General features: G+C 30.4%; 25 protein-coding genes, 1 other RNA gene and 1 pseudogene. 17 read left to right on the top strand and 10 right to left on the bottom strand.

Annotation, left to right across the window (positions count from 1 at the left end; translation table 11 throughout):
• Positions 1–114 precede the first annotated feature (114 nt).
• From NSQ15_RS09480 to ssrA, 10 genes are all read left to right on the top strand, one after another.
• Positions 115–1,305: a phosphoglycerate kinase gene (locus NSQ15_RS09480; protein ID WP_029056542.1), complete on the top strand. Its 1,191-nt coding sequence runs from the start codon at positions 115–117 to the stop codon at positions 1,303–1,305.
• Positions 1,306–1,409: 104 nt separating this feature from the next.
• Entirely contained in the window at positions 1,410–2,171 is a 762-nt protein-coding gene (gene tpiA, locus NSQ15_RS09475; RefSeq protein WP_017636867.1) for a triose-phosphate isomerase, read from the top strand.
• 2 nt (positions 2,172–2,173) lie between these two features.
• Entirely contained in the window at positions 2,174–3,691 is a 1,518-nt protein-coding gene (gpmI, locus tag NSQ15_RS09470) for a 2,3-bisphosphoglycerate-independent phosphoglycerate mutase (protein WP_070452420.1), read from the top strand.
• Positions 3,692–3,831: 140 nt separating this feature from the next.
• Entirely contained in the window at positions 3,832–5,136 is a 1,305-nt protein-coding gene (eno, locus tag NSQ15_RS09465) for a surface-displayed alpha-enolase (RefSeq protein WP_017636865.1), read from the top strand.
• A gap of 217 nt (positions 5,137–5,353) precedes the next feature.
• Positions 5,354–5,812 carry a hypothetical protein gene (locus NSQ15_RS09460; RefSeq protein WP_029056544.1) on the top strand — a complete coding sequence of 153 codons (459 nt, stop codon included), beginning with the start codon at positions 5,354–5,356 and terminating at the stop codon, positions 5,810–5,812.
• A 68-nt stretch (positions 5,813–5,880) separates the two neighbouring features.
• Complete coding sequence (gene secG, locus NSQ15_RS09455; protein WP_017636863.1) at positions 5,881–6,114, top strand: preprotein translocase subunit SecG; 234 nt, start codon at positions 5,881–5,883, stop codon at positions 6,112–6,114.
• A gap of 173 nt (positions 6,115–6,287) precedes the next feature.
• Complete coding sequence (locus NSQ15_RS09450) at positions 6,288–7,028, top strand: alpha/beta hydrolase (RefSeq protein WP_017636862.1); 741 nt, start codon at positions 6,288–6,290, stop codon at positions 7,026–7,028.
• 34 nt (positions 7,029–7,062) lie between these two features.
• Positions 7,063–9,438, top strand: coding sequence for a ribonuclease R (gene rnr / locus NSQ15_RS09445; protein ID WP_070452417.1), 2,376 nt, complete (start codon positions 7,063–7,065; stop codon positions 9,436–9,438).
• 21 nt (positions 9,439–9,459) lie between these two features.
• Positions 9,460–9,924, top strand: a complete 465-nt coding sequence (smpB, locus tag NSQ15_RS09440; RefSeq protein WP_017636860.1) for an SsrA-binding protein SmpB — start codon at positions 9,460–9,462, stop codon at positions 9,922–9,924.
• Between the two features lie 177 nt (positions 9,925–10,101).
• Positions 10,102–10,463: a transfer-messenger RNA gene (ssrA, locus tag NSQ15_RS09435) on the top strand.
• 260 nt (positions 10,464–10,723) lie between these two features.
• Here the strand turns inward: ssrA and NSQ15_RS09430 are convergent.
• Positions 10,724–11,323, bottom strand: a complete 600-nt coding sequence (locus NSQ15_RS09430) for a hypothetical protein (RefSeq protein ID WP_340747122.1) — start codon at positions 11,321–11,323, stop codon at positions 10,724–10,726.
• Between the two features lie 446 nt (positions 11,324–11,769).
• Here NSQ15_RS09430 and NSQ15_RS09425 point away from each other — a divergent pair, with 446 nt between their 5' ends.
• Together NSQ15_RS09425 and NSQ15_RS09420 are read left to right on the top strand one after the other, a co-directional pair.
• A complete protein-coding gene (locus NSQ15_RS09425) occupies positions 11,770–11,940 on the top strand; it encodes a VraH family peptide resistance protein (protein ID WP_046466475.1) in 171 nt (56 codons plus the stop codon).
• Positions 11,941–11,959: 19 nt separating this feature from the next.
• A complete protein-coding gene (locus tag NSQ15_RS09420; RefSeq protein ID WP_070452414.1) occupies positions 11,960–12,397 on the top strand; it encodes a GNAT family N-acetyltransferase in 438 nt (145 codons plus the stop codon).
• A gap of 341 nt (positions 12,398–12,738) precedes the next feature.
• Here NSQ15_RS09420 and NSQ15_RS09415 read toward each other — a convergent pair whose 3' ends face one another.
• The gene (locus NSQ15_RS09415) at positions 12,739–13,578 is read right to left on the bottom strand and encodes a DegV family protein (RefSeq protein ID WP_217193795.1); all 840 of its coding nucleotides are present in this window, start codon (positions 13,576–13,578) and stop codon (positions 12,739–12,741) included.
• A gap of 350 nt (positions 13,579–13,928) precedes the next feature.
• Between NSQ15_RS09415 and NSQ15_RS09410 the strand changes: the two genes are divergently transcribed.
• A complete protein-coding gene (locus NSQ15_RS09410) occupies positions 13,929–15,158 on the top strand; it encodes a Fic family protein (protein ID WP_154836062.1) in 1,230 nt (409 codons plus the stop codon).
• Between the two features lie 41 nt (positions 15,159–15,199).
• Here the strand turns inward: NSQ15_RS09410 and NSQ15_RS09405 are convergent.
• From NSQ15_RS09405 to NSQ15_RS09390, 4 genes and pseudogenes are all read right to left on the bottom strand, one after another.
• Positions 15,200–16,002: pseudogene (locus NSQ15_RS09405) on the bottom strand (DUF1828 domain-containing protein).
• A gap of 13 nt (positions 16,003–16,015) precedes the next feature.
• Entirely contained in the window at positions 16,016–16,471 is a 456-nt protein-coding gene (locus NSQ15_RS09400) for a DUF6978 family protein (protein WP_046466479.1), read from the bottom strand.
• A 308-nt stretch (positions 16,472–16,779) separates the two neighbouring features.
• A complete protein-coding gene (locus tag NSQ15_RS09395) occupies positions 16,780–17,385 on the bottom strand; it encodes a hypothetical protein (RefSeq protein ID WP_017637836.1) in 606 nt (201 codons plus the stop codon).
• Positions 17,386–17,431: 46 nt separating this feature from the next.
• Positions 17,432–18,472: a DUF4352 domain-containing protein gene (locus tag NSQ15_RS09390; protein WP_124760756.1), complete on the bottom strand. Its 1,041-nt coding sequence runs from the start codon at positions 18,470–18,472 to the stop codon at positions 17,432–17,434.
• A gap of 341 nt (positions 18,473–18,813) precedes the next feature.
• Between NSQ15_RS09390 and NSQ15_RS09385 the strand changes: the two genes are divergently transcribed.
• From NSQ15_RS09385 to NSQ15_RS09370, 4 genes are all read left to right on the top strand, one after another.
• On the top strand, positions 18,814–19,371 hold the full coding sequence (locus tag NSQ15_RS09385) for a cysteine hydrolase family protein (RefSeq protein ID WP_017637834.1): 558 nt from the start codon (positions 18,814–18,816) through the stop codon (positions 19,369–19,371).
• Between the two features lie 20 nt (positions 19,372–19,391).
• The gene (locus NSQ15_RS09380) at positions 19,392–20,756 is read left to right on the top strand and encodes an MFS transporter (protein ID WP_070452402.1); all 1,365 of its coding nucleotides are present in this window, start codon (positions 19,392–19,394) and stop codon (positions 20,754–20,756) included.
• A 118-nt stretch (positions 20,757–20,874) separates the two neighbouring features.
• Positions 20,875–21,627 carry an amidohydrolase family protein gene (locus tag NSQ15_RS09375; RefSeq protein ID WP_217193797.1) on the top strand — a complete coding sequence of 251 codons (753 nt, stop codon included), beginning with the start codon at positions 20,875–20,877 and terminating at the stop codon, positions 21,625–21,627.
• Between the two features lie 271 nt (positions 21,628–21,898).
• Positions 21,899–22,099, top strand: coding sequence for a cold-shock protein (locus NSQ15_RS09370; protein ID WP_002450876.1), 201 nt, complete (start codon positions 21,899–21,901; stop codon positions 22,097–22,099).
• Positions 22,100–22,317: 218 nt separating this feature from the next.
• Here the strand turns inward: NSQ15_RS09370 and NSQ15_RS09365 are convergent, their stop codons facing one another.
• The 4 genes from NSQ15_RS09365 to NSQ15_RS09350 all read right to left on the bottom strand — a co-directional run bounded on the left by NSQ15_RS09365 (position 22,318) and on the right by NSQ15_RS09350 (position 24,069).
• Entirely contained in the window at positions 22,318–22,551 is a 234-nt protein-coding gene (locus NSQ15_RS09365) for a hypothetical protein (protein WP_029056555.1), read from the bottom strand.
• 224 nt (positions 22,552–22,775) lie between these two features.
• The gene (locus NSQ15_RS09360; protein ID WP_017637830.1) at positions 22,776–23,009 is read right to left on the bottom strand and encodes a hypothetical protein; all 234 of its coding nucleotides are present in this window, start codon (positions 23,007–23,009) and stop codon (positions 22,776–22,778) included.
• A gap of 483 nt (positions 23,010–23,492) precedes the next feature.
• Positions 23,493–23,708, bottom strand: a complete 216-nt coding sequence (locus tag NSQ15_RS09355; protein WP_124760755.1) for a hypothetical protein — start codon at positions 23,706–23,708, stop codon at positions 23,493–23,495.
• 76 nt (positions 23,709–23,784) lie between these two features.
• Positions 23,785–24,069 (bottom strand): hypothetical protein, encoded by a 285-nt coding sequence (locus tag NSQ15_RS09350; RefSeq protein WP_029056556.1) that lies wholly within the window; start codon positions 24,067–24,069, stop codon positions 23,785–23,787.
• Between the last annotated feature and the right edge of the window lie 22 nt (positions 24,070–24,091).

Genomic DNA, 24,091 nt, shown 5'->3' with positions numbered 1-24,091 from the left:
CTAGTGCTCTTAACTGTTAAAATTTATAATAAAGCTTATGAGTAAGCGGGGAGCACAAACGCTTCTCCGCTTATTTTTTAATATATGTTTTCCTAATTAAAGGAGGAAATGAAAATGGCTAAAAAAATAGTTTCTGATTTAGAACTTAAAGACAAAACGGTATTAGTTCGTGCTGACTTTAACGTACCTTTAAAAGATGGTGAAATTACAAACGACAACCGTATTGTTCAAGCATTACCAACAATCAAATACATCATCGAACAAGGTGGTAAAGTAGTATTATTTTCACACTTAGGTAAAGTGAAAGAAGAAAGCGACAAAGAATCATTAACTTTAAAACCTGTTGCTGATGATTTATCTAAAAAATTAAACAAAGACGTAGTATTCGTACCTGAAACTCGTGGAGAAAAATTAGAATCTTCAATTAAAGATTTAAAAGCTGGCGATGTTTTATTAGTACAAAACACTCGTTTTGAAGATTTAGATGGTAAAAAAGAATCTAAAAATGACCCAGAATTAGGTAAATATTGGGCTTCATTAGGTGACGTATTTGTCAATGATGCTTTCGGTACTGCTCACCGTGAACATGCTTCTAACGTAGGTATTTCTACTCATTTAGAAACTGCAGCAGGTTTCTTAATGGAAAAAGAAATTAAATTCATCGGTGGCGTAGTTAATGATCCACACAAACCAGTAGTAGCAATCCTTGGTGGTGCTAAAGTATCTGATAAAATTGGTGTAATCAAAAACTTATTAAATATTGCTGATAAAATTCTTATCGGTGGTGGAATGGCTTATACTTTCCTTAAAGCACAAGGTAAAGAAATTGGTTTATCTCTATTAGAAGAAGATAAAATTGACTTTGCTAAAGAATTATTAGAAAGCAATGGAGACCAAATCGTATTACCTATTGATGCTAAAGTAGCTAAAGAATTTTCAAATGATGCAGAAATTACTGAAGTATCAATTGATGAAATTCCAAAAGATCAAGAATCAATGGATATTGGTCCTAAAACAGTTGAATTATTCAACAAAGAATTACAAGGTGCGCATACAGTAGTATGGAATGGACCTATGGGTGTATTCGAATTTAGTAATTTTGCTAAAGGTACTATTGGTGTATGTAAATCAATCGCTAACTTACAAGATGCTGTAACAATTATCGGTGGTGGTGATTCTGCAGCTGCAGCAATCTCACTTGGATTCGAAGATGACTTCTCTCACATCTCTACAGGTGGCGGTGCATCATTAGAATACCTAGAAGGTAAAGAATTACCAGGTATTAAAGCAATCAATGATAAATAATATAAATGTAACTCTGTGTTTTTCTCGAATATATTTGGGAAAATAAAACACGAAAGACATTTTAAGAATTTTAATAAACATTAAATTATTAAGGAGTGTAATGAATGAGAACACCAATTATCGCAGGTAACTGGAAAATGAACAAAACAGTTCAAGAAGCTAAAGATTTCGTTAACGAATTATCAACATTACCTGATCCAAAAGAAGTTGAATCAGTAATTTGTGCACCAACAATCCAATTAGACGCATTAATTACAGCAGTGAAAGATGGTAAAGCTAAAGGCTTACAAATCGGTGCTCAAAATGCATATTTTGAAGATAATGGTGCTTTCACAGGTGAAACATCTCCTGTAGCATTAGCTGATTTAGGCGTAAAATATGTTGTTATCGGACACTCTGAACGTCGTGATTTATTCCACGAAACTGACGAAGAAGTTAACAAAAAAGCACATGCTATCTTCAATCATGGTATGACACCAATCATTTGTGTTGGTGAATCAGATGAAGAACGTGAAAGTGGAAAAGCAAATGAAGTTGTAGGTAACCAAGTTAAGAAAGCTGTTGAAGGTTTATCAGACGAACAACTTAAACAAGTTGTTATCGCATATGAACCAATTTGGGCTATCGGTACAGGAAAATCATCTACATCTGAAGATGCTAATGAAATGTGTGCACACGTACGTAAAACACTTGCAGACGTTTCAAGTCAAGATGTAGCTGATGCAACTCGTATTCAATATGGTGGTAGTGTTAAACCTAACAACATTAAAGAATACATGGCTCAATCAGACATCGATGGCGCATTAGTAGGCGGCGCTTCATTAAAAGTAGAAGATTTTGAACAATTGTTAGAAGGTGCAAAATAATTATGGCAAAACAACCAACTGCCCTAATCATTTTAGATGGTTTTGCAAATCGTGAAAGTGAACACGGTAACGCTGTGAAATTAGCTAATAAACCTAATTTCGATCGTTATTATAGTAAATATCCAACTACACAAATCGAAGCTAGTGGTTTAGATGTAGGTCTTCCTGAAGGCCAAATGGGTAACTCAGAAGTAGGTCATATGAACATCGGTGCTGGACGTGTTGTTTATCAAAGTTTAACTCGTATTAACAAATCAATTGAAGATGGAGATTTCTTTGAAAATGATGTGTTAAACAACGCAGTTAAACATGTTAAAGATAATAACTCAGCATTACATGTTTTTGGTTTACTTTCTGATGGCGGTGTTCACAGTCATTATCAACACTTGTTCGCTATTTTAGAATTAGCTAAAAAACAAGGTCTTGAAAAAGTATATGTACATGCATTTTTAGATGGACGTGACGTTGATCAAAAATCTGCAATTAAATATATCGAAGACACTGAAGCTAAATTTAAAGAACTAGGTGTTGGTCAATTCGCTTCTGTTTCAGGTCGTTATTATGCAATGGACCGTGACAAACGTTGGGATCGTGAGCAAAAAGCTTATAATGCCATTCGTAATTTTGAAGGTCCAACGTTCTCTACAGCTAAAGAAGGTGTAGAAGCTAACTATGCTAAAGACTTAACTGACGAATTTGTTGAGCCATTTATTGTTGAAGGACAAAATGAAGGTGTTAATGACGGAGATGCAGTTATTTTCTATAACTTCCGTCCTGATAGAGCAGCTCAACTATCTGAAATATTCACTAATAAAGCATTCGAAGGTTTCGAAGTAGAACGTGTAAATGATTTATTCTATGCTACATTCACAAAATACAATGATGATGTTGATGCAGAAGTTGTATTTGAAAAAGTAGACCTTAAAAACACTATCGGTGAAGTAGCTCAAGACAATAATCTTAAACAATTACGTATAGCTGAAACTGAAAAATTCCCACATGTTACTTATTTCATGAGTGGGGGTCGTAATGCTGAATTCGAAGGTGAACGTAGACGACTAATTGATTCACCTAAAGTTGCAACTTATGACTTGAAACCAGAAATGAGTGCATATGAAGTCAAAGATGCTTTATTAGAAGAATTAGACAAAGGTGATTTAGATTTAATCTTATTAAACTTTGCTAATCCTGATATGGTTGGTCACAGTGGTATGTTAGAACCAACAATCAAAGCGATTGAAGCAGTTGACGAATGTTTAGGTGAAGTTGTAGATAAAATTATCGATATGGGTGGTCATGCGATTATCACTGCAGACCATGGAAACTCTGACCAAGTCCTAACAGATGATGATCAACCTATGACAACTCATACAACTAACCCAGTTCCAGTTATTGTTACTAAAGAAGGCGTAACATTAAGAGAAACAGGACGTTTAGGAGATTTAGCTCCAACATTATTAGATTTATTAAATGTTCAACAACCAGAAGATATGACTGGAGAATCTTTAATTAATCATTAATGTTAGGAAAGTTGTTACAAATAAGGGGAAAACACTCCTTATTTGTTAACTTTTCATTAACGACATGTATTATTATTTTATTAATCAAATAAATAAAGCTATAATAGCTTTAAATCATATATTTAAAGGAGAAATTAAACATGCCAATTATTACAGATGTTTACGCTCGCGAAGTCTTAGACTCACGTGGTAACCCAACAGTTGAGGTAGAAGTATTAACTGAAAGTGGCGCTTTCGGCCGTGCATTAGTACCATCAGGTGCTTCTACAGGTGAACACGAAGCAGTAGAATTACGTGACGGTGATAAATCACGTTACTTAGGTAAAGGTGTTACTAAAGCTGTTGAAAACGTAAATGAAATTATCGCACCAGAAATCGTTGAAGGTGAATTTTCAGTATTAGATCAAGTATCTATCGACAAAATGATGATTCAATTAGACGGTACTTCAAATAAAGGTAAATTAGGTGCTAACGCTATTTTAGGTGTATCAATCGCTGTAGCTAGAGCAGCTGCTGACTTATTAGGTCAACCTTTATACAAATATTTAGGCGGATTTAATGGTAAACAATTACCAGTACCTATGATGAACATCGTTAATGGTGGTTCACACTCAGATGCACCAATCGCATTCCAAGAATTCATGATTTTACCAGTAGGTGCTGAATCATTTAAAGAATCATTACGTTGGGGCGCTGAAATCTTCCACAACTTAAAATCAATTTTAAGTAAACGTGGATTAGAAACTGCAGTAGGTGACGAAGGTGGTTTCGCTCCTAAATTTGAAGGTACAGAAGATGCTGTAGAAACTATCATTCAAGCTATTGAAGCTGCTGGATATAAACCAGGCGAAGAAGTATTCTTAGGATTTGACTGTGCTTCATCAGAATTCTACGAAGATGGCGTATATGACTATACTAAATTCGAAGGTGAACATGGTGCTAAACGTAGTGCAGCTGAACAAGTTGACTACTTAGAACAATTAATTAACAAATATCCAATCATCACAATTGAAGATGGTATGGACGAAAACGACTGGGACGGTTGGAAACAACTTACAGATCGTATCGGCGATAAAGTACAATTAGTAGGTGACGATTTATTCGTAACTAACACTGAAATTCTAAATAAAGGTATCGAACAAGGTATCGGTAACTCAATCTTAATTAAAGTTAACCAAATCGGTACATTAACTGAAACATTTGATGCTATCGAAATGGCTCAAAAAGCTGGTTACACTGCAGTAGTTTCTCACCGTTCAGGTGAAACAGAAGATACTACAATCTCTGATATTGCTGTAGCAACTAATGCTGGTCAAATCAAAACTGGTTCATTATCAAGAACTGACCGTATTGCTAAATACAATCAATTATTACGTATTGAAGATGAATTATATGAAACAGCTAAATTTGATGGAATCAAATCATTCTACAATTTAGACAAATAAGTTTGACTTAAATGTTGAGTTCACGCAATAAAGTTCACGCTAAATATCTAGGAAGCGCATCCTAGATGATAACCCGTTACAGAGTTGAGGCTGTAACGGGTTTTTTATATTTAAAAATACATTTAATATTAGAATGTCATTTAAATTAGCATGATTTAACTTATACATTGAAACTGGTATAATAATAGAAGTATTCAATTTCAAAAGGAGAACTAAAATGGCTGAAACTACGAGACGAGAAGTTGTTACAGGTAATGTAATTGCTATCAGTTCACTTATATTTTTTATCCTGTTAATCATTCATAACTTTTTCGTGTTAGATACAACGACTGTGAAATCACTATTATCATTAGCAGGTCAGAAGACAACAACACACTCTGTGAATCAAGTATTAAATAGTTTTAGATTTGATGGTATTATGTATTTATTAGCATATTTAGCAGGCGTTATTGCTTATTGGAATCGCCATCCTTACTTATGGTGGTTTATGTTTGCTGTTTATATTTCTAATGCATTTTTCACTCTTGTTAACCTCTATATGGTCGTACAAGGTATATTAGAAGCTAAAAATGTCATTGCTGCATTTCCAATTTTAATTGTAGTAATTGGGTCACTTATTTTAGCTACTTATATGTTAATCGTTTCAATTAAACGCAAAAGTACATTCAATCGATAGAAGATTGATAATTAATACGAAGATGTGTTATAATTCGTTTCGTATATAATGAATGGAGGACAATTTTTATGCATACATTTTTCATCGTGTTATTAATAATAGATTGTATTGCATTAGTGACTGTTGTATTACTCCAAGAAGGAAAAAGTAATGGACTTTCAGGTGCTATCAGTGGCGGCGCAGAACAGTTATTTGGTAAACAAAAACAACGTGGCGTCGATTTATTCTTGCATAGATTAACAATAATTTTATCTGTAATATTCTTTTTACTTATGATTGGCATAAGTTATCTTGGTATATAAGGTCCGACGATGTTCATGTCGGGCTTTTTTATTTATAATTAAACTTGCAAAATAAATGATATAAAAAGCAATGAAGTTCAAATAATACACTTAGAGTTCAAAATAATACTTAATGTAATTTAAAACTCATATTTAAATAAATCTTATAAATTTTTGGAAGAGGGATGAACATAATGCAAATCAAACTACCTAAGCCTTTCTTTTTTGAAGAAGGTAAACGTGCAGTATTGTTATTACATGGTTTTACTGGTAATTCTTCAGATGTAAGACAATTAGGTCGTTTCTTACAGAAAAAAGGCTATACGTCTTATGCGCCACAATATGAAGGACATGCTGCGCCACCAGAAGAAATTTTGAAATCGAGTCCTTATGTATGGTTTAAAGATGTTTTAGATGGATATGAATATTTAGTAGACCAAGGATATGACGAAATAGCAGTTGCTGGTTTATCATTAGGTGGTGTTTTTGCATTAAAATTAAGCTTAAACAGAGATGTTAAGGGTATTATAACAATGTGTGCGCCAATGGATGATAAATCATCAAGCACGATTTATGAAGGATTTTTAGAATACGCTAGAAATTTCAAGAAATATGAGGGTAAAGACCAAGCAACGATTGATTATGAAATGGAACATTTTCATCCTACAGAAACACTTGAAGAATTAAGTGCTACGATGAAAGGTGTCAAAAATCAAGTTGATGAAGTGATGGACCCAATATTTGTTGTCCAAGCAGAACAAGATAAAATGATTGATCCTCAGTCAGCAAATTATATATATGAAACTGTAGAATCTGATGATAAAGATATCAAATGGTATGCGAATTCAGGACATGTGATTACGATTGATAAAGAAAAAGAACAAGTCTTTGAAGATATATACGATTTTTTAGAATCATTAGATTGGTCAGAATAAAAAATAAACAAGATAGATAGAAAGGAGGGGCATAATGAATTTAAAACAATCCATCGAAGAAATGATTAAACAACCTGATTATGAACCCATGTCAGTATCAGATTTTCAAGATGCATTAGGTTTAAATAGTGCCGACTCATTCAGAGATTTAATAAAGGTGCTTGTTGAACTAGAGCAAACTGGTTTAATAGAACGTACTAAGACAGATAGATATCAAAGAAAGCAATCTAATAAAACAAATTCAAAATTGGTAAGAGGAACATTAAGCCAGAATAAAAAAGGATTTGCTTTTCTTAGACCGGAAGAAGAAGGTGTAGATGACATCTTTATTCCACCAACAAAAATTAATAGAGCATTAGATGGCGATACAGTTATCGTAGAAGTTCATAAAGGTAGAGGCGACTTTAAAGGTAAAACAGAAGGTGAAGTAAAATCTATTGAAAAACATTCTGTCACTCAAGTCGTAGGAACTTATAGTGAAGCGAAACATTTTGGTTTTGTGATTCCAGATGATAAACGTATCATGCAAGATATTTTTATTCCTAAAGGTCAAAGTTTAGGTGCAGTTGATGGGCATAAAGTATTAGTCCAAATTACAAAATATGCAGATGGTTCAGATAATCCAGAAGGACATATTTCAGCTATCTTAGGTCATAAAAATGATCCAGGCGTAGATATTCTATCAATCATCTATCAACATGGTATAGAAATAGAATTTCCTGACAACGTACTTAAAGAAGCTGAAAATGTTCCCGAAGAAATTAAGCCTTCAGAAATAGAAGGCCGACATGATTTAAGAGATGAATTAACAATTACAATTGATGGTGCAGATGCTAAAGATTTAGATGATGCTATCAGTGTTAAAAAGTTAAAAAACGGTAATACTGAACTTACTGTAAGTATTGCAGATGTCAGTTATTATGTGACGGAAGATTCTGCATTAGATAAAGAAGCATATGACAGAGCAACAAGTGTGTACTTAGTAGACAGAGTCATTCCAATGATACCGCATAGATTAAGTAACGGTATTTGTTCTTTAAATCCAGAAGTTGATCGTTTAACGCTAAGTTGTCGTATGGAAATCAACGCTCGTGGTGAAGTAGTCAATCATGAAATTTTCGACAGTGTTATCCATTCTAATTACAGAATGACTTATGATGCGGTCAATCAAATCATCACTGATCAAAATCCAGATGTACGTCGTCAGTACAGTGAAATTACTGAAATGTTAGATTTAGCTCAAGATTTATCTAACCGTTTAGTAAATATGCGTAGACGTCGTGGAGAAATAGACTTTGATATTAGCGAAGCCAAAGTTTTAGTTAATAATGAAGGTATTCCAACTGACGTTCAAATTCGTGAACGTGGTGAAGGTGAACGACTAATAGAATCATTCATGTTAGCAGCTAATGAAACAGTTGCTGAGCACTTTAACAAGTTGGAAGTACCATTTATATATCGTGTCCATGAACAACCTAAATCAGACCGATTAAGACAGTTCTTTGACTTTATTACGAACTTTGGCATTATGATTAAAGGTACTGGAGAAGACATCCATCCAACAACGCTTCAAAGTATTCAAGAAGAAGTTGAAGGTCGTCCAGAACAAATGGTTATTTCTACAATGATGCTTCGTTCTATGCAACAAGCACATTATGATGATGTGAACTTAGGTCACTTTGGTTTATCAGCAGAGTACTATACTCATTTTACATCACCAATTCGTCGTTATCCGGATTTAACTGTTCACCGTTTAATTCGTAAGTATCTAATTGAACATTCAATGGATAAGAAAGAACAACGCAAATGGGAAGATAAACTTCCAGAACTTGCAGAGCATACGTCTCAACGTGAACGTCGTGCTATCGAAGCAGAACGTGATACAGATGATCTGAAAAAATCTGAATACATGGTACAACATATTGGTGAAGAATTTGAGGGTATCATTAGTTCAGTAGCTAACTTCGGCATGTTTGTAGAATTACCAAACACGATTGAAGGTATGGTTCATATGTCTAATATGACAGATGATTATTATCGTTTTGATGAACGACAAATGGCTTTAATTGGTGAACGTCAAGCTAAAGTATTCCGTATTGGTGATGCTGTTAAAGTAAAAGTCACTCATGTTGATGTAGATGAACGCATGATTGATTTCCAAATCGTTGGTATGCCATTACCTAAAAATGATAGAAGTCAAAGACCAGCACGTGGTAAAACAATCCAAGCGAAGACACGTGGTAAATCATTAGATAAATCAAAAACTGATGATAAAGGTAACGGTAAGAATAAACGTAAACAACGTAAAGGTAAAAATGCGCGTCAACAAGATAAAAAAGGAAATACAAAGCATAAACCATTTTACAAAGACAAAAGTGTAAAGAAAAAATCACGTAAAAAGAAAAAATAAGCAGCAAAGAGGTGAGACAGAATGGCTAAGAAAAAATCACCGGGCACACTAGCTGAAAATCGCAAAGCAAGACATGATTATAATATTGAAGATACGATTGAAGCGGGTATTGTGTTACAAGGTACAGAAATTAAATCTATACGTAGAGGTAGTGCCAATTTAAAAGATAGCTATGCTCAAGTTAAACGTGGCGAAATCTATTTAAATAATATGCATATTGCACCTTATGAAGAAGGTAACCGTTTCAATCATGATCCATTACGTTCTCGTAAGTTGCTATTGCATAAACGTGAAATTTTAAAATTAGGTGACCGTACACGTGAAATTGGTTATTCTATCATTCCGTTAAAATTATATTTGAAGCATGGTCAATGTAAAGTATTACTAGGCATTGCTCGCGGTAAGAAAAAATATGATAAACGACAAGCTTTAAAAGAAAAAGCAGTTAAACGTGATATGGATCGAGCTGTAAAAGCCCGTTATTAAGCAATACTATTGCTTACACGGGCTACATTTGATATATTAATAAGTGCTTTGTTAGAAAAGCGCATTGATTTTAGTTCATAAAATTGGTTCGCGACTTGAATGACTTGATGTTGTTTGAGGTCGAGATGTTATGGACTGAAGGATGTGTTTAAATTCTACAAAGTACACTTTTATTACGGGGACGTTTATGGATTCGACAGGGGTCCCCAGAGCTTATTAAGCGTGTCGGAGGGTTGTCTCCGTCACTAACACACTCAGTTTATAATAACTGGCAAATCAAACAATAATTTCGCAGTAGCTGCGTAATAGCACTCTGCATCGCCTAACAGCATTTCCTATGTGCTGTTAACGCGATTCAACCTTAATAGGATATGCTAAACACTGCCGTTTGAAGTCTGTTTAGATGAAACTTAATCAAACTAGCATAATGTTGGTTGTTTATCACCTCTCATTATGCGAAACTCAATGATAAACTACACACGTAGAAAAATTTGTATCAGGACCTCTGGACGCGGGTTCAAATCCCGCCGTCTCCATTATCAAGCCTGCAACCCATGTGGTTGTGGGTTTTTTGTTTATGTTGCCACAGATGTGCCACAACACAAAAAAAAGACACTACCAATTTAAGTAGGTAGTGACTTATAAATATTCAATTATTTCTTTTTTAGTACTAGAGTACAATTGTACTCATCGTTTATATACTTTGTCACTATATGGTTAATCTAGTAAATGTTCATGTAATGATACCAAGGATAACATTTTTTGTATTAATAACTATTATAAACTTCCTCTTGATTAACTATTCAGCACCTGGAGGCTCAACTTTAATTCCTTGTTCTCCTAAACGTCTAATTACTTCTGCTCCTTCTTCAGTGTTGGCTTTTTTATCTATTTCACTTTGTATTTCTTGCTCGCTCAAAGGTTTATTTGAACTAGGAACACCACCAACATCACCATTTGGTATGCCTGTATAACCATTTTGTTTAGCAACTTTGGCATTAGCTTCCATTTGTTCTTGATTTAAGGCGCCATTGTTTTGCTGAGTATTTGCTTGTTGGTTTTGAGCAGTTTGTTGTTGAGGCTGTTGAGCTTGTTGATTGTTCTGATTTGAATTATTCTGTGTATTGTTTTGTTGTGTTTGTTGTTCGTTATTTTGTTCATTAGACTGTTCATTTTGCTGATTATCTTTACTTGATTGTTGTTTGTCCTTGTTATTGTCTTTCTTTTTATTCTCCTCTGACTTTTTATCTTTATTTTTCTTTGGATCGTTTGATTTCTTATCTGATTTACTTTCAGATTTTTTGTCATCGTCCTTTTTAGAATGGTCTTCACTTTGACCACATGCAGTTAAAACTAACGTTGATGATAATATTGCCGTTCCTAATAATTTGAATTTCATTTCGATTTGGCTCCTTAATATACAATTTAATTTAATAATACATTTAAATTTTAATTATTAATATTAACTATAGTTTATTGATAGCTATAATGTTTTGTTATTGTAAAAAATATATCTATAATTAAAAGTATATTTAAAAATGATTGCTTTTACACTTAGTTGCTATGTTTACAAAACATTAAAATATGATATATGTATAGTAGGTAAAAAAGGAGAATTATATGATTATTTTACTATCTATATTACTGATTATTTCGCTATTTGAAACATTTTATCTTTTGATTAAAATTAGAAATCTAAAGAAAAGAAATGCGGCTGATCATGAATACGAAAAAATGGTTAATAAGTATTCACCTATAGGAACTATAACGTTAATTATCTCTATCATTTTATTAGTTATAGCTTTTGTTATTCTGTAATAGAATTTTTTGAAAGGACTATATTATATGAGCTTAAAACAAATATGGAACTATTTATTAAACAAAAAGTGGAATATTGAAGATATAATATTTTTAGCTTTATTCATATTTTTAGGAAGTATATTTACTACACCCATATTAGGAGTTCCTATCGGTGTTATTGCATATTTATTTTTAATGGCTGATGATTTTGATTGAGTTAACTTAGGAGAATATTATGATATTAAAGAAAACTAAATTAAATGAAAAAGATTATGATAAAGCTTTAAAAATTTGGGAAAGATCTGTAATAGAAACACACGATTTTCTTAAAGATGAAGATAGAATAGCGTTAAAACATGAAATTCCAACTTACTTTAAATATGTAGAAGGATATTTATGGTGGAATGACATTGAAGTGATAGGTTTTTCGGGAACAAATGATCAAAATTTAGAAATGTTATTTATAGACCCTCAATATTTTAATAAAGGTTATGGTACACAAATTGTACAGACCCTTATTAAAGACAAGAAAATACAATACGTTGATGTTAACAAAGACAATGAAAATGCTATTCAATTTTATAAGAAGAATGGATTTATAAAATACGATGAATCTGAACAGGATGGACAAGGAAGAGACTATCCTATTTTACATCTTAAGTTATCTAATTAAATATGTATGGAGGACGAACATATGGAATTATTAGGTAAGATCATAAATTTCACAATGGAAACTGTTTCAAATTGGTTAGGTAGTAGTTCATTATTTGATGATGTTAAGAAATTATTTAAGAAAAAGAACGATAATTAACATCTAATTGGATACATTATGCAATACAGTATATACGTTTTGTTATAACAGTTATTGTAAAAGATAATCATAAATATTTTATTGGAATTCTATTTTCTGCTTTGTAAGCCTGCAACTCATTTGGTTGTGGGCTTTTCGTTATTGTTATCACAGATATGCCTCAAAACATAAAAAGACACCCTTTATTAGAGTGTCTTTAAAATTTATACATTAATCCATCCTATTGCAACTGTGCCATATCCTGTATGAACTGCTCCAACATTTATAAGTGGATTTTTTTCAATAATTTTATTTGGAAATTTCTCTTTTAAAAACTTAATAATTGAATCAGCAGTTTCGTGTTCTCCTGTGTATGAAAAACCAACTTTTGATGGATTATCTCTTGTAATTTCATCTTTTAGTTTATTAATTAAATAATTAAAGGCTTTCTTTTTAGTACGTAATTTATCAGCTAATACAATTTTTCCTTTTTGAAATTCAATAATAATTTGTATGTTGAGAATTCCCGCAATAAGTGCTTTTGAACGACTTAAACGGCCACTATTTTTAACCTGATTTAAATTTTTAGGATAAAAAATTAAAGTGGAAGCGTTTTGTAAATCGTTCACTTTATCAATAATGGCTTGATAACTTTCATTATTATTTTTGGCTTTGATACCTTCTTCAACCATTCTTCGGAGCGGGTAATCTCCAGTCATAGAATCTATAATAGTTGATTCAATATCAAAATCACGGCTTACAGATTTTGATTGTTCACACGCACCAGTTAATGCACTCGTTGCATGAATAGCTATAACGTGAGTATAACCATCATCGATGACTTTTTGATAAGTATCTATAAATGATTGTGGTGTAGGTTGAAATGTAGTTGCGCCATTTTCATATTGCTTTAATAATTCAAAAAATTCTTGTGAGCTGATATCAACCATATCTGTATAATCTTTATTATTAATTCTTGTTCCCATAGGTACTACGTAGACATCTGAATACTCATGTAAACCGATACCAGATGAACTATCAGTAATAAATGCAATTTTATTCAAATGATCTCCCCCTTAAAAATGCAAAATTTATTTAATTATTATACTATGTACCCTAAAAGTTATATTATAGTCAATTAAATTAAGCAAAACGCAATGGTCATTATTTAAAATAAACTATAAATTATTTGTATCACTATGTCACTAATACATTCAATGAAACATTTTTGCGTCACATCAAAGATATAGTATCACTAGATATTTTGAATTATGTAATAAGAAGAAGCATTAACACTAAAATATAAAGTTTATTTTTAATTTCTTAATTTAATAATTTTATAGTATAATAATACACATTAAATATGATTAAACGCCAAAATGGAAGAAAAGGATAATAAGAGGTGATTTCATAGATGACTTATAAAACGTTAAAAACAATTTTTCACATGAGTGATGAACAAAACTTTGAAAAAGAGTACCAACAACGATTAAATAATTTCACTACTTATGTCACAGATATTGAAATAAATCCAATTAGAAAGCAGACACAAATTAAAAGTATGATGTTCCCTTTATTTTTTTGTCCAACTAAAACCATAATTATTAAAGCGGAAAAGATATTGATCAATTCAAGTGAAATTAATAAATTGATTAACAGCCAACCAATAGTCGCTACAACTTCATATCTAAAAAAGTTACTAATTAACGAAATGCAAAGTACAAATGAAAAAGAAAATGTAAGGAGTACTAAAAAAGAATTAGCAGATGCGTTAAATAATAATAATTTAAAAAGTAATAAAAGATTTAGAGGATTAGTTTATCAATATAGTTTATTACTTAGTGATGAAGATTTTACATTAAATGAAATATCTGATTTTAGAAAGGCTTATGATTTATTGTTATCTAACGAAATAGCAGATGAAGATTTACCAGATGGGTTAATGTTTAGAAAACAAGGTGTAGGCGTTCGTGATACTTCTAAAGAAAAATGGGTACATAGAAATGAGTATTCTGAATATGAAATTGTTGATTTTTTAAATAAAATGTTAAATTTTATTAGTCACTATGAAGCACCAATACTTCTGAAAATATTAGCTAGTCATTTTATGTTTGAGTATTTACATCCTTTTTATGATGGTAATGGAAGATTAGGACGTTATATTATAGCAAAACTTTTGAAAGATAATTTAGAACATGTTACTGCATTAACTTTTTCTTATGCTGTGAATAGAAATAAAAATAAATACGATAAAGCATTTGCTAGTACTTCTCATTTTCTTAATAAAGGAGAAATGACTTACTTTATAGATGTCATGTTGGATTTAATCATTGAGGGTCAAAAAACTGCAATTGAACAATTTAAAGAAAATATTGCGATGATTGAAACGTTGTATGGAAGACTAGAGAATTTAAACTTGAAAGAGCATGAAAAAAATGTGTTGTTTATATTGCTCCAAGATAAAGTATTTGGTAATGAATATACAAGAATTAGTCTTCGAGAATTAGTTGAATTCTTGCCTTTTGGACGAAAAAAATTAGATAGTATTATCAAGAAACATGAAGATAAATTACATAAAATTAAGCAAAGACCAACAGTATATGAAGTTAAAGATGAATTCATTAGTGATTTGATGAGGGGATAACTAATCTAAATAAAAATAAGGGTATTAATCTACCCTTATTTTTATAAAGTTAGTAACTCTATTCGATTTTCTATGTTACTATATTCAATCGTATTAATATCATTTTCTTGAAGAAAAGTTTTATTTTGAATATTAATCTCTTTGTTTCTATCATTTAAAATGAATATAAATTCATTAGGACGCTGTCTTTTAATTTTTTTAGCTTGTATAACATCTGTTAATTTAGATTTTATAATCATCGCATTGTTAGGGTTTGATATGGCATTAATAAACTTTTCTTTTTGATTTTTTTTAGCACTAATAAAAAAATCAAAATTATGAACTACACCGCTTGAACCCACAATAGGTAAATCTCTACCATATGAAATATTATGTTCATCTAGTTTGGTAGCTACATCATCAGAAAATATATTTTGGACTTTTGGTTTTGAAAGAACATACATATCATTGATGAAAATTAAACATTGCAATAGATTATGTTTGGATTTATTAAAATTTGCGAAATTAGTTTTTATATAAATTTCACCTGTTTTATCATTGTATTTAATACCATATGCAGCAAGGTGTTCTTCAAACATATTCTTACGTTTTTTTGATTGATTTATAAAGATGCCATTATTTTCTAGACCAAATATTGTATATCCATCATCAGTTAGAGTAATAATGTCATCAATTTGATTATATAATGCGTATATAATTAAATTATCTAACGAACTATCTTTAAAGGGAAAGTCTATTCTTACTATATTCTTACTATATTCTTACTGAGATTAGAAAAGGTTAATTCTTGTTTATACCAATCTAAATATTCATTTTTTAACTTCTCTGCGTCTAATATAGTCATACTTATCCCTCCTTTATTTTGTTTCACTAATATTATTATAAGCTAAAAATGATTTATAAACACTGTATATATCATTAAGAATTGGAAAATCTTTTAAATTGATTTCATAAGCAAATCTATCTTTTTTCTCATATGCATTATTATAAATATGAATATGGCTATTTGGAGCTGATGATCCATCTGGATTAAAATGAATGCCACCTCTAATATCAATTCTAACTAAAGTATGGTAGGTTTCTTCAAAAATTATAGAAATAGAAAACCTATCAATTTCTACATTACCTCTATTTATAATAACAATGTATTTTACCCCTAATTTAAAACTTATTACTTTTTGTCTTTGTTTAATTTTTGTAGCAATTAATGTCTTTAATTCACTTTCATTTATATAAGAGTCTGTATATTTTAATTCATTTATTAGTTCTTTAACTTGTCCGTCATCCAAATCGTTTAAATCAAATTTGTTCAATATTGTTCTCCTTATTATAAAATTTATTTCTTCTATAAATTATTTCTATTGATAAAAGATATATAAATTATATTATACATTTTTATGTATAAGTTACACTTTTAGAATGGTGAATTAAAATTATTTTTTTAACTATAAATCTCGAAATGTATGGCGGAAAAATCTAGTTATAATATAAATAAAGTGCATTTAGAGGGAGGGTTAGGATCTTAAGTGGATAAAAAAACTACTAAATCTAAAATGAAAACAAAATAGATTTAGTAGCAATTAAAATAATAATGCAGTTGTTGTTAAGAAATAATACTTAATTAATTTTTATATTGGTCATACTCGCCGTTTTGGATTTTTTGTTCTTCATTTTGAATCTTTTGATAAACTTGATCCGCATTATTGCCATCGTAATACCCTTTTTCGATTGCAGTTTTAGTTTGTAATTCGGCTGATGAAAGACCGCCATGATATTTTTTGCGTAATGCATTATAGTATTCATCTTCCGTTTGTGCAGCATTAATTTCTGAATTAACATCTTTTGTTGTTGATTGATCATCATTAGATTGAGATTCGTCACTAACATCTTTAGGGTTAATCAAACCAGCATCAGTTCCAGGCTTTTCTTGTTTTTGATTATTTATATTCTGCTGATTTTGTTGTTCTGTACTTTGTTGTGTATTAGTATTTTGTCCATTATTTTGTGCAGTTTGTTGATTATCTTCGTTAGATTGTTTGTTATTTTCTTTTTCTTTTTTCTTCTTATCTTCTGATTTTTTATCTTTTTTAGAATCATTGGATTTTTTGTCAGATTTACTTTCTGACTTTTTATCGTCTGTCTTTTTAGAATTATCATCATTTTGCCCACACGCTGTTAATATTAGAGCAGATGATAATAAAATTGTTCCTAATAATTTGATTTTCATTTGTATAAACTCCCGTATAATTATTAATTATATATATATCTAATTTCTATTTTTCTGCATTACTGCTATCACTTGATGAATTTGAAGATGTGCTACTTGATGATGTACTTTCAGCTGGTTTAGCGGCATTATCATTGTTAGTTACTTCTGGCTTCGTTTCTTGTGGTTCACTTTCTTTTGGTGTAGTAGTTGGTGATTTGTCTGCTTTTTCAGCTTGTGAATCATTGCTAAAATTGTTACTTGAACTACTATTACCATTACTATTAGTACTATGGCTCGAATTATTTGATGCATTTGAACTTGAAGAAGATGTACTTTCATTATTAGATGGTGTTGTTGAACCACTTGAACTTGTGTCAGTAGAGGATTCACTATCATCACTATCTGATTCGTCATCATCTTTATCAGAAGTTTTAGCATCAGATAAATCTACAGTAATACTTTTTACGCTAAACAAGCTTGATGTAATTTCTAATTTTTTATCTTTAGTATTTGCTACTTTTTCAGAAACATCGAATACAATTTTTCCTTCTGCAGTACTATCGGGATTAATTTGTTCTAAAAAGAATGAGTTTGTAACACTGCCATCATCACTTTGGTTAGCAGATAGAGATCCAGTAGCATCGGCATCAAATGATTTATTACCAGATTTAAGTTTAAACATTTGGGTGTCGATAGTTAATGATTTGTTGCCTTTATTTTTTACAGAAACGTCTGCTACGACATAAGTGTCTTTAGCATTTGTAGGTGCGATAGACGGGCCAACTGATGTTGTATTTTCAACAGATTTAACTTTTACTTCTAAATCTCCATTTTTGATCGTATCTCCGATTTTATAGTTTTTAGTACCATTAGAATGACTTTTGAAATTATCTTTGATACCACCATTAAAAATCATGGATAGGGCTATAATGCCAATAATAAATAAGATAAAAAACACTAAACAGCTGCTACAGCCCCAAAGCCACCATTTCTTAGTATTAGATTGATTAGATTTTGCTTGTTCTTGTTTGGCTTGTTGTCTTTGAAATTCTTGAAATTGCTCCCATTGTTTCCTTTGTTGTTCCTCATTAAAGTTTTCTTCCATTAAACATATCTCCTTTAAATGTAATTTACATATATATTAATAATACTGTGGTGCCAGGCTAATGAGTAATCATATTATGTTATCAATAATGATAATTAAAATGAAATTTATAAAAGTTATTTTCAAAACAAATTGTCATACAACTAAAAATTCAAAATAAAATATAGTTTAGCATGATTTTAACTTTATTCTTGCGGTTAAAGATTATTAAATAAAAGATCATTAAATAAAAATTGTAAATTTTATCCAATGAAGTATTGATAAACCAATCATTATGAATAAGAACCTTGATGTGGTACGATTTTTGAATGTAAAAAACTAAATTGGAAGTAGGTATAAATATGAATGATAATAAAGCGTTATTAGTAATGGATATGCAAAATGGGATTATTAGCTCATTATCTGATACAAAAGATTTAATTGATAAAACAAATGAAGCAATTACTACAGCTAGACAAATGGAACTACCCATTATCTTTGTAAGAGTTGCTTTTTCGAAAAATTTTATGGAAATTTCATCTAATAACAAGATGTTTAGTAGAATCAAAGAAAGTGGACAACCAATGACAGTTAAGGATAAATCGACTCAAATTATAGATGAGCTTCATATGGATGATGATGACTTATTAGTTACTAAACAACGAATTAGCGCATTTACTGGGAGTAATTTAGAAGTATTGTTAAGAAGTTTACAAATTGATCACTTAGTTTTAACGGGGATAGCCACAAGTGGCGTTGTCCTATCAACAGGAGTAGAAGCTTTTGATAAAGATTTTAAATTAACATTTTTACAAGATGCAATGGCTGATAGATCCTCTGAGACGCACGAATTTTTAACAAATCATATTTTAACTAGATATGGAGATGTATTAACAGTTGCAGACTGGCAAAAACAATAGAATAGTCAAGGGTGACATTTATGTCGAAAAAAGCTATTAGCAATACTTTTAATAAAAAATTATATACACCTATGATTTTAGGTTCGATTTTAAATCCAATTAATTCTTCAATGTTGGCTGTAGCGCTTGTCCCAATTGCTCAGGCATTTGGTGTGCCTTTTTATCAAACTGCTTGGCTTGTGTCGTCTTTATATTTGGCTACAAGTATTGGTCAACCGGTAATAGGAAAGTTAATTGATATTTTTGGTCCAAGAGGTTTATTTTTATTTGCCACGAGTTTAGTTGGATTAGCGAGTATGATTGCGTTAGTGACACCGTCGTTTTATGGATTAATTTTAGCCAGATTTTTAATAGGTATTGGAACATGTGCCGGATACCCTTCGGCAATGTATTTAATTAATTATGAAGCTGAACGTACAGGTGAAGATAGTCCGAGTAAAATATTGACAATTCTATCTATTAGCAATCAAGTTATTGCAGTTATTGGGCCGACTTTAGGTGGAATTTTAGTCGCTAATGGTGGATGGCAATCCATTTTTATAGTTAATTTACCAATGTCTATCTTGGCATTTATCTTTGGTTATTTATATTTTCCTAAGACAGCCACTAAATATAAATTACAGTTATTAAAAAAACGAGTTGATTTTGTAGGAATTATATTATTTTCGATAAGTTTAAGTTCTTGGATGATTTTCTTTATAGAAGCCAAACCATCATATTGGTATTTATTTTTAATTGGGCTTATAAGTTTAATCACATTTATTTTATATGAATTAAAATCTGCTAAACCATTTATAGATTTGAAAATTTTGAGTCATAATATATCGATGAATAATACGTATCTACGTACTTTTTTATCAATGCTTATTTCTTACAGTGTGCTATATGGTTATGTGCAGTGGTTAGAAGAGGTGAAAGGTTTATCACCCATGCATGCAGGAATGATAATGTTACCACAGTTTATTGTGGGTATCTTTTCTGCGCAGTTAATGGGACCACGATTAAATATAAGAACTAAGTTATATATTGGAACAATTGGTGCCTTAATCACAATGATAGGATTTCAAATGATTTCAAGTGACACATCAATTTATTATTTAATCGTCTTATCAGCCATATTTGGATTGCCACAAGGATTATTGAATCTTGCAAATCAAAATGCGCTATATCATCAAACTCCAAAATCAATGATAGGAATGTCTTCTGGTTTATTAAGAACTGCAGGATATTTAGGTGCAATTGTTTCTTCAACACTGATTGGAATATTATTTAAAGGTTCTGATTTAACTACAGCAGTGCATGAACTTGGTTTTGCAGCAACAATTATAGCTATTGTTATTTTATTGCTAACAATGACAGGTGGTAAAACTTTATCAGAAAAGTAACCAATAGTTATGTTAAAAAAACATTATATCTATTGCATATTGGTATTAACATTAGAAAAAGTTAAAATGAATTTGAAAATATTTATAACAATAATCATTAAACAAAGGGGACATTGATATGAAAATGTTTGATTCGCATTTGCATATTATCAACTATGATTTTGAAATAAAAGAAAATAATGGTTACTTACCACCATCATACGGTATTGAGGATTATCAAAAAGAAGTAAAAGAATTAGATGTATTAGGTGGTGCCATTGTGTCCGGATCATTTCAAGGATATGATCAAAACTATTTAATTGATGCTCTAGACAAATTAGATGGTAAGTTTGTAGGTGTTACACAACTTCCTTATACTGTAAAAGATGATGAATTAATTAGGTTGAATAACTGCGGTGTCAGAGGTTTAAGGTTCAATGTAAAACGTGGTGGTTCTGAAGATTTATCTAAACTAGAATATTTGGCTAAAAGAGTATATGAAGTAGTTGGATGGCATACTGAATTATATATAGATTCGAAAAATTTACCTGAAATCTCAACTACAATTAAAAAATTACCTGCAGTATCTATTGATCATTTAGGTTTATCGCAAGAAGGATTATCTGGTTTATTAGAATTAGTAGATAGAAATGTTCGAGTTAAAGCTACAGGGTTTAGTAGAGGCAATTTAGATATTGCAAAAACATTGAAAGAAATATATCAACTAAATCCTAATGCTTTGATGTTTGGTACTGACTTACCATCTGCAAGAGCGCCTCAAAGATTTACTAAAGACGATATTAAAATAATAGAACAACATTTTGATGAGACAGAATGTGAAAAGATATTTTATAAAAATGCTATGAATTGGTATAGGATTCAAGACAATTAATCTATATTTATAATGTATATTTTTATGATAATTACATTTAATAGATATTTTAAAGGTGATTTCAATAAAAGTTGAAAATTTTATTTTGTTAATTATAATAAATTTGAAAGAATTTGGCTAAAAGGGTTTACTTTTCTCAAATATAGCGTATAGTAGTATTTAAGTAATCAAGTACGTGAAGTTAATTGCGAGTTATTATTAAGAATATTCTCCCTTTGATTTATGGATTTGTTACAAATATTATGTGCAAAAGCACGCGGAGGTATTCGATATGAATAACGGTACAGTTAAATGGTTTAATTCAGAAAAAGGTTTTGGTTTCATCGAAAGAGAAGATGGAAGCGACGTATTCGTACATTTCTCAGCAATCGCTGAAGAAGGATACAAATCATTAGAAGAAGGACAAAAAGTTGAATTCGACATCGTTGAAGGTGATCGTGGAGAACAAGCAGCTAATGTCGTAAAAATGTAATAACATTTTCAAAGCAACCTTAATGGTTGCTTTTTTTTATGCTTAAATTTAGTTTATTTTGATAAATGAGATAGATAAGGAATAGATTTCTAAATATTTTATACATAAAAAAAGCACTTACAGATTCAATATGAATCCGTAAGTGCAATATCAATATAATATATAGTATATAAAACATAAATCTATCAAAAATTAATACTGTCTAATAGACATTGATACTAAAATTTTGCGTTTTGCATTACATTTAAATTAAACACTTTAGTTTGACCACAGTTCTCACAAACAGTAGCAAAACCTTCAAGATCGTTTGTTTCATTTCCAGCTGTTGGAATATGAACGATATCTTCTAAGAATGTTAGTTTTGGGTTTGAACAACAAACAGAACGTCTTCTTGAATTATAAAATTGTTTGATTGTTTCTAATTCTTCTTCATTAAATTTTGTGTTTTTCATGTTTCACACATCCTTTCATTTGATATGTATATAAAAAATAAAAATGTTATCAAAAAGATGTTGCAACATGGTTAACGCAAAATATCAATTGTCTATCTATCAGTTTGTAAATTTGATATTAAATAGAGTTTAATATAATTGAGCGAAATTTTGTTGAATATTGCTTAACCGTTTGAAAAAACAGCTTAAATGTAAGAAACATCTAAGCTGTTAATCATTATTTATTACTTATTGGCTTTGTCGCCGTCAACACGTTCTTTATTTCCTTTGTCATCTTGTGACTTAGGATTGTCTTTCTTTTTAGCACTATTTTTTACTTTTTTGACAGTTTTATTGTCATTACTCTTAGAATCTTTTTGCGTTGATTTACTGTCATTTTGTTTTGAATCGTCACTACTATGACTACAAGCACCTAAAACTAAAAAGCTAGATAAGATCAACCAAAATACTTTTTTCATTCTATCTCTCCTAAGATATGTCATTATCTTAAGTTTACTACATATAAATGTTATTTTACATCTATTTCTTTTTAAAAATTGTGAATATTTTTATTAATATTAATAAGTAAAAGTAATTTAAAAAGAAAAGTAGTTAAAAGTAAAAAGAGGGGGATATTAAAAAAGCGCCAACATTAACTTTAATAATGACGAAAATTAAAGTTAAGTTGACGCTAACAAGAAGTAATGTTAAACACTCACAAAGTTTAACAAATTCAGAGTACCACAAAGTTAAGTTTTTTACCACTTTATTATATTGATAATTAGCAAATGAAAATTAAAGTTTAAGTTAAATTATTTTTATAGTTGAAAGAAAAATAAATAAACAAGAATTTTGGTTATGAAAAATATAGTAGTTTAAAACATTTAATGCTGAAATACTTTATAATCCGCTATATCAAGTATTTTAAATGACAATCTCTAGTAGCATAAGGTTTTGAAAAGTTATAATCTATCAAAGATATTTAATTCTTTATTATTTGCATCAAATGAAATATATAAATCATCATCGTATACCTCTGACTTATTATTTTGAATGTCTAGTTCACTTAGTATTTTAAAACTTCCATTGTTTTGTGGTTCAACTATTGAAATTTCATTAGCATTACGTTGTATAGCAAAGTGACGATTTGAATGATTATTGATTTTCCAATCTTCCATAATTAATAATCCTCCCAAGCGCTAAATACATTCATTCCTATATAAGGGGAATGTTTTAAGGTATTGCTCATCATTTCTAACCAAAGCTTTTTTCAATTTCTGTAAATGCTTTAGTAGTTAATTTAATATGATTAACTTTGTCATCTTCAATATCACCGTTAATATAATCATTATTAATCAGTACTTTCAAATTTTCTAAAAAGTCATCGTACTCACGATCACAAAAATAGTCATCTTGTGTAGTAACAGAATCTTTGAAATCATTCGCTTCTTGTTCTGATTGACCTTCGTTAGATCTTTCCATATATAATTTGTAAAATTTAGCAACGGTATATTTTTGTTCTTTAGTTAATTCGTCCATCTTACTTTCCTCCCTAATTCAC

The sequence above is a fragment of the Staphylococcus sp. FSL W8-0774 genome (assembly GCF_038006785.1).
GTDB lineage: Bacteria > Bacillota > Bacilli > Staphylococcales > Staphylococcaceae > Staphylococcus > Staphylococcus pasteuri.
Note: the sequence above shows the minus strand (reverse complement) of the source record. Positions and strands in the feature narration are given on the sequence as shown.

What these genes read in the sequence shown, in the direction of transcription:
- NSQ15_RS09480 (WP_029056542.1), top strand. Translation starts at nt 115, where the DNA reads ATGGCTAAAAAAATAGTTTCTGATTTAGAACTTAAAGACAAAACGGTA.
- tpiA (WP_017636867.1), top strand. Translation starts at nt 1,410, where the DNA reads ATGAGAACACCAATTATCGCAGGTAACTGGAAAATGAACAAAACAGTT.
- gpmI (WP_070452420.1), top strand. Translation starts at nt 2,174, where the DNA reads ATGGCAAAACAACCAACTGCCCTAATCATTTTAGATGGTTTTGCAAAT.
- eno (WP_017636865.1), top strand. Translation starts at nt 3,832, where the DNA reads ATGCCAATTATTACAGATGTTTACGCTCGCGAAGTCTTAGACTCACGT.
- NSQ15_RS09460 (WP_029056544.1), top strand. Translation starts at nt 5,354, where the DNA reads ATGGCTGAAACTACGAGACGAGAAGTTGTTACAGGTAATGTAATTGCT.
- secG (WP_017636863.1), top strand. Translation starts at nt 5,881, where the DNA reads ATGCATACATTTTTCATCGTGTTATTAATAATAGATTGTATTGCATTA.
- NSQ15_RS09450 (WP_017636862.1), top strand. Translation starts at nt 6,288, where the DNA reads ATGCAAATCAAACTACCTAAGCCTTTCTTTTTTGAAGAAGGTAAACGT.
- rnr (WP_070452417.1), top strand. Translation starts at nt 7,063, where the DNA reads ATGAATTTAAAACAATCCATCGAAGAAATGATTAAACAACCTGATTAT.
- smpB (WP_017636860.1), top strand. Translation starts at nt 9,460, where the DNA reads ATGGCTAAGAAAAAATCACCGGGCACACTAGCTGAAAATCGCAAAGCA.
- NSQ15_RS09430 (WP_340747122.1), bottom strand. Translation starts at nt 11,323, where the DNA reads ATGAAATTCAAATTATTAGGAACGGCAATATTATCATCAACGTTAGTT.
- NSQ15_RS09425 (WP_046466475.1), top strand. Translation starts at nt 11,770, where the DNA reads ATGAGCTTAAAACAAATATGGAACTATTTATTAAACAAAAAGTGGAAT.
- NSQ15_RS09420 (WP_070452414.1), top strand. Translation starts at nt 11,960, where the DNA reads ATGATATTAAAGAAAACTAAATTAAATGAAAAAGATTATGATAAAGCT.
- NSQ15_RS09410 (WP_154836062.1), top strand. Translation starts at nt 13,929, where the DNA reads ATGACTTATAAAACGTTAAAAACAATTTTTCACATGAGTGATGAACAA.
- NSQ15_RS09395 (WP_017637836.1), bottom strand. Translation starts at nt 17,385, where the DNA reads ATGAAAATCAAATTATTAGGAACAATTTTATTATCATCTGCTCTAATA.
- NSQ15_RS09390 (WP_124760756.1), bottom strand. Translation starts at nt 18,472, where the DNA reads ATGGAAGAAAACTTTAATGAGGAACAACAAAGGAAACAATGGGAGCAA.
- NSQ15_RS09385 (WP_017637834.1), top strand. Translation starts at nt 18,814, where the DNA reads ATGAATGATAATAAAGCGTTATTAGTAATGGATATGCAAAATGGGATT.
- NSQ15_RS09380 (WP_070452402.1), top strand. Translation starts at nt 19,392, where the DNA reads ATGTCGAAAAAAGCTATTAGCAATACTTTTAATAAAAAATTATATACA.
- NSQ15_RS09375 (WP_217193797.1), top strand. Translation starts at nt 20,875, where the DNA reads ATGAAAATGTTTGATTCGCATTTGCATATTATCAACTATGATTTTGAA.
- NSQ15_RS09370 (WP_002450876.1), top strand. Translation starts at nt 21,899, where the DNA reads ATGAATAACGGTACAGTTAAATGGTTTAATTCAGAAAAAGGTTTTGGT.
- NSQ15_RS09365 (WP_029056555.1), bottom strand. Translation starts at nt 22,551, where the DNA reads ATGAAAAACACAAAATTTAATGAAGAAGAATTAGAAACAATCAAACAA.
- NSQ15_RS09360 (WP_017637830.1), bottom strand. Translation starts at nt 23,009, where the DNA reads ATGAAAAAAGTATTTTGGTTGATCTTATCTAGCTTTTTAGTTTTAGGT.
- NSQ15_RS09355 (WP_124760755.1), bottom strand. Translation starts at nt 23,708, where the DNA reads ATGGAAGATTGGAAAATCAATAATCATTCAAATCGTCACTTTGCTATA.
- NSQ15_RS09350 (WP_029056556.1), bottom strand. Translation starts at nt 24,069, where the DNA reads ATGGACGAATTAACTAAAGAACAAAAATATACCGTTGCTAAATTTTAC.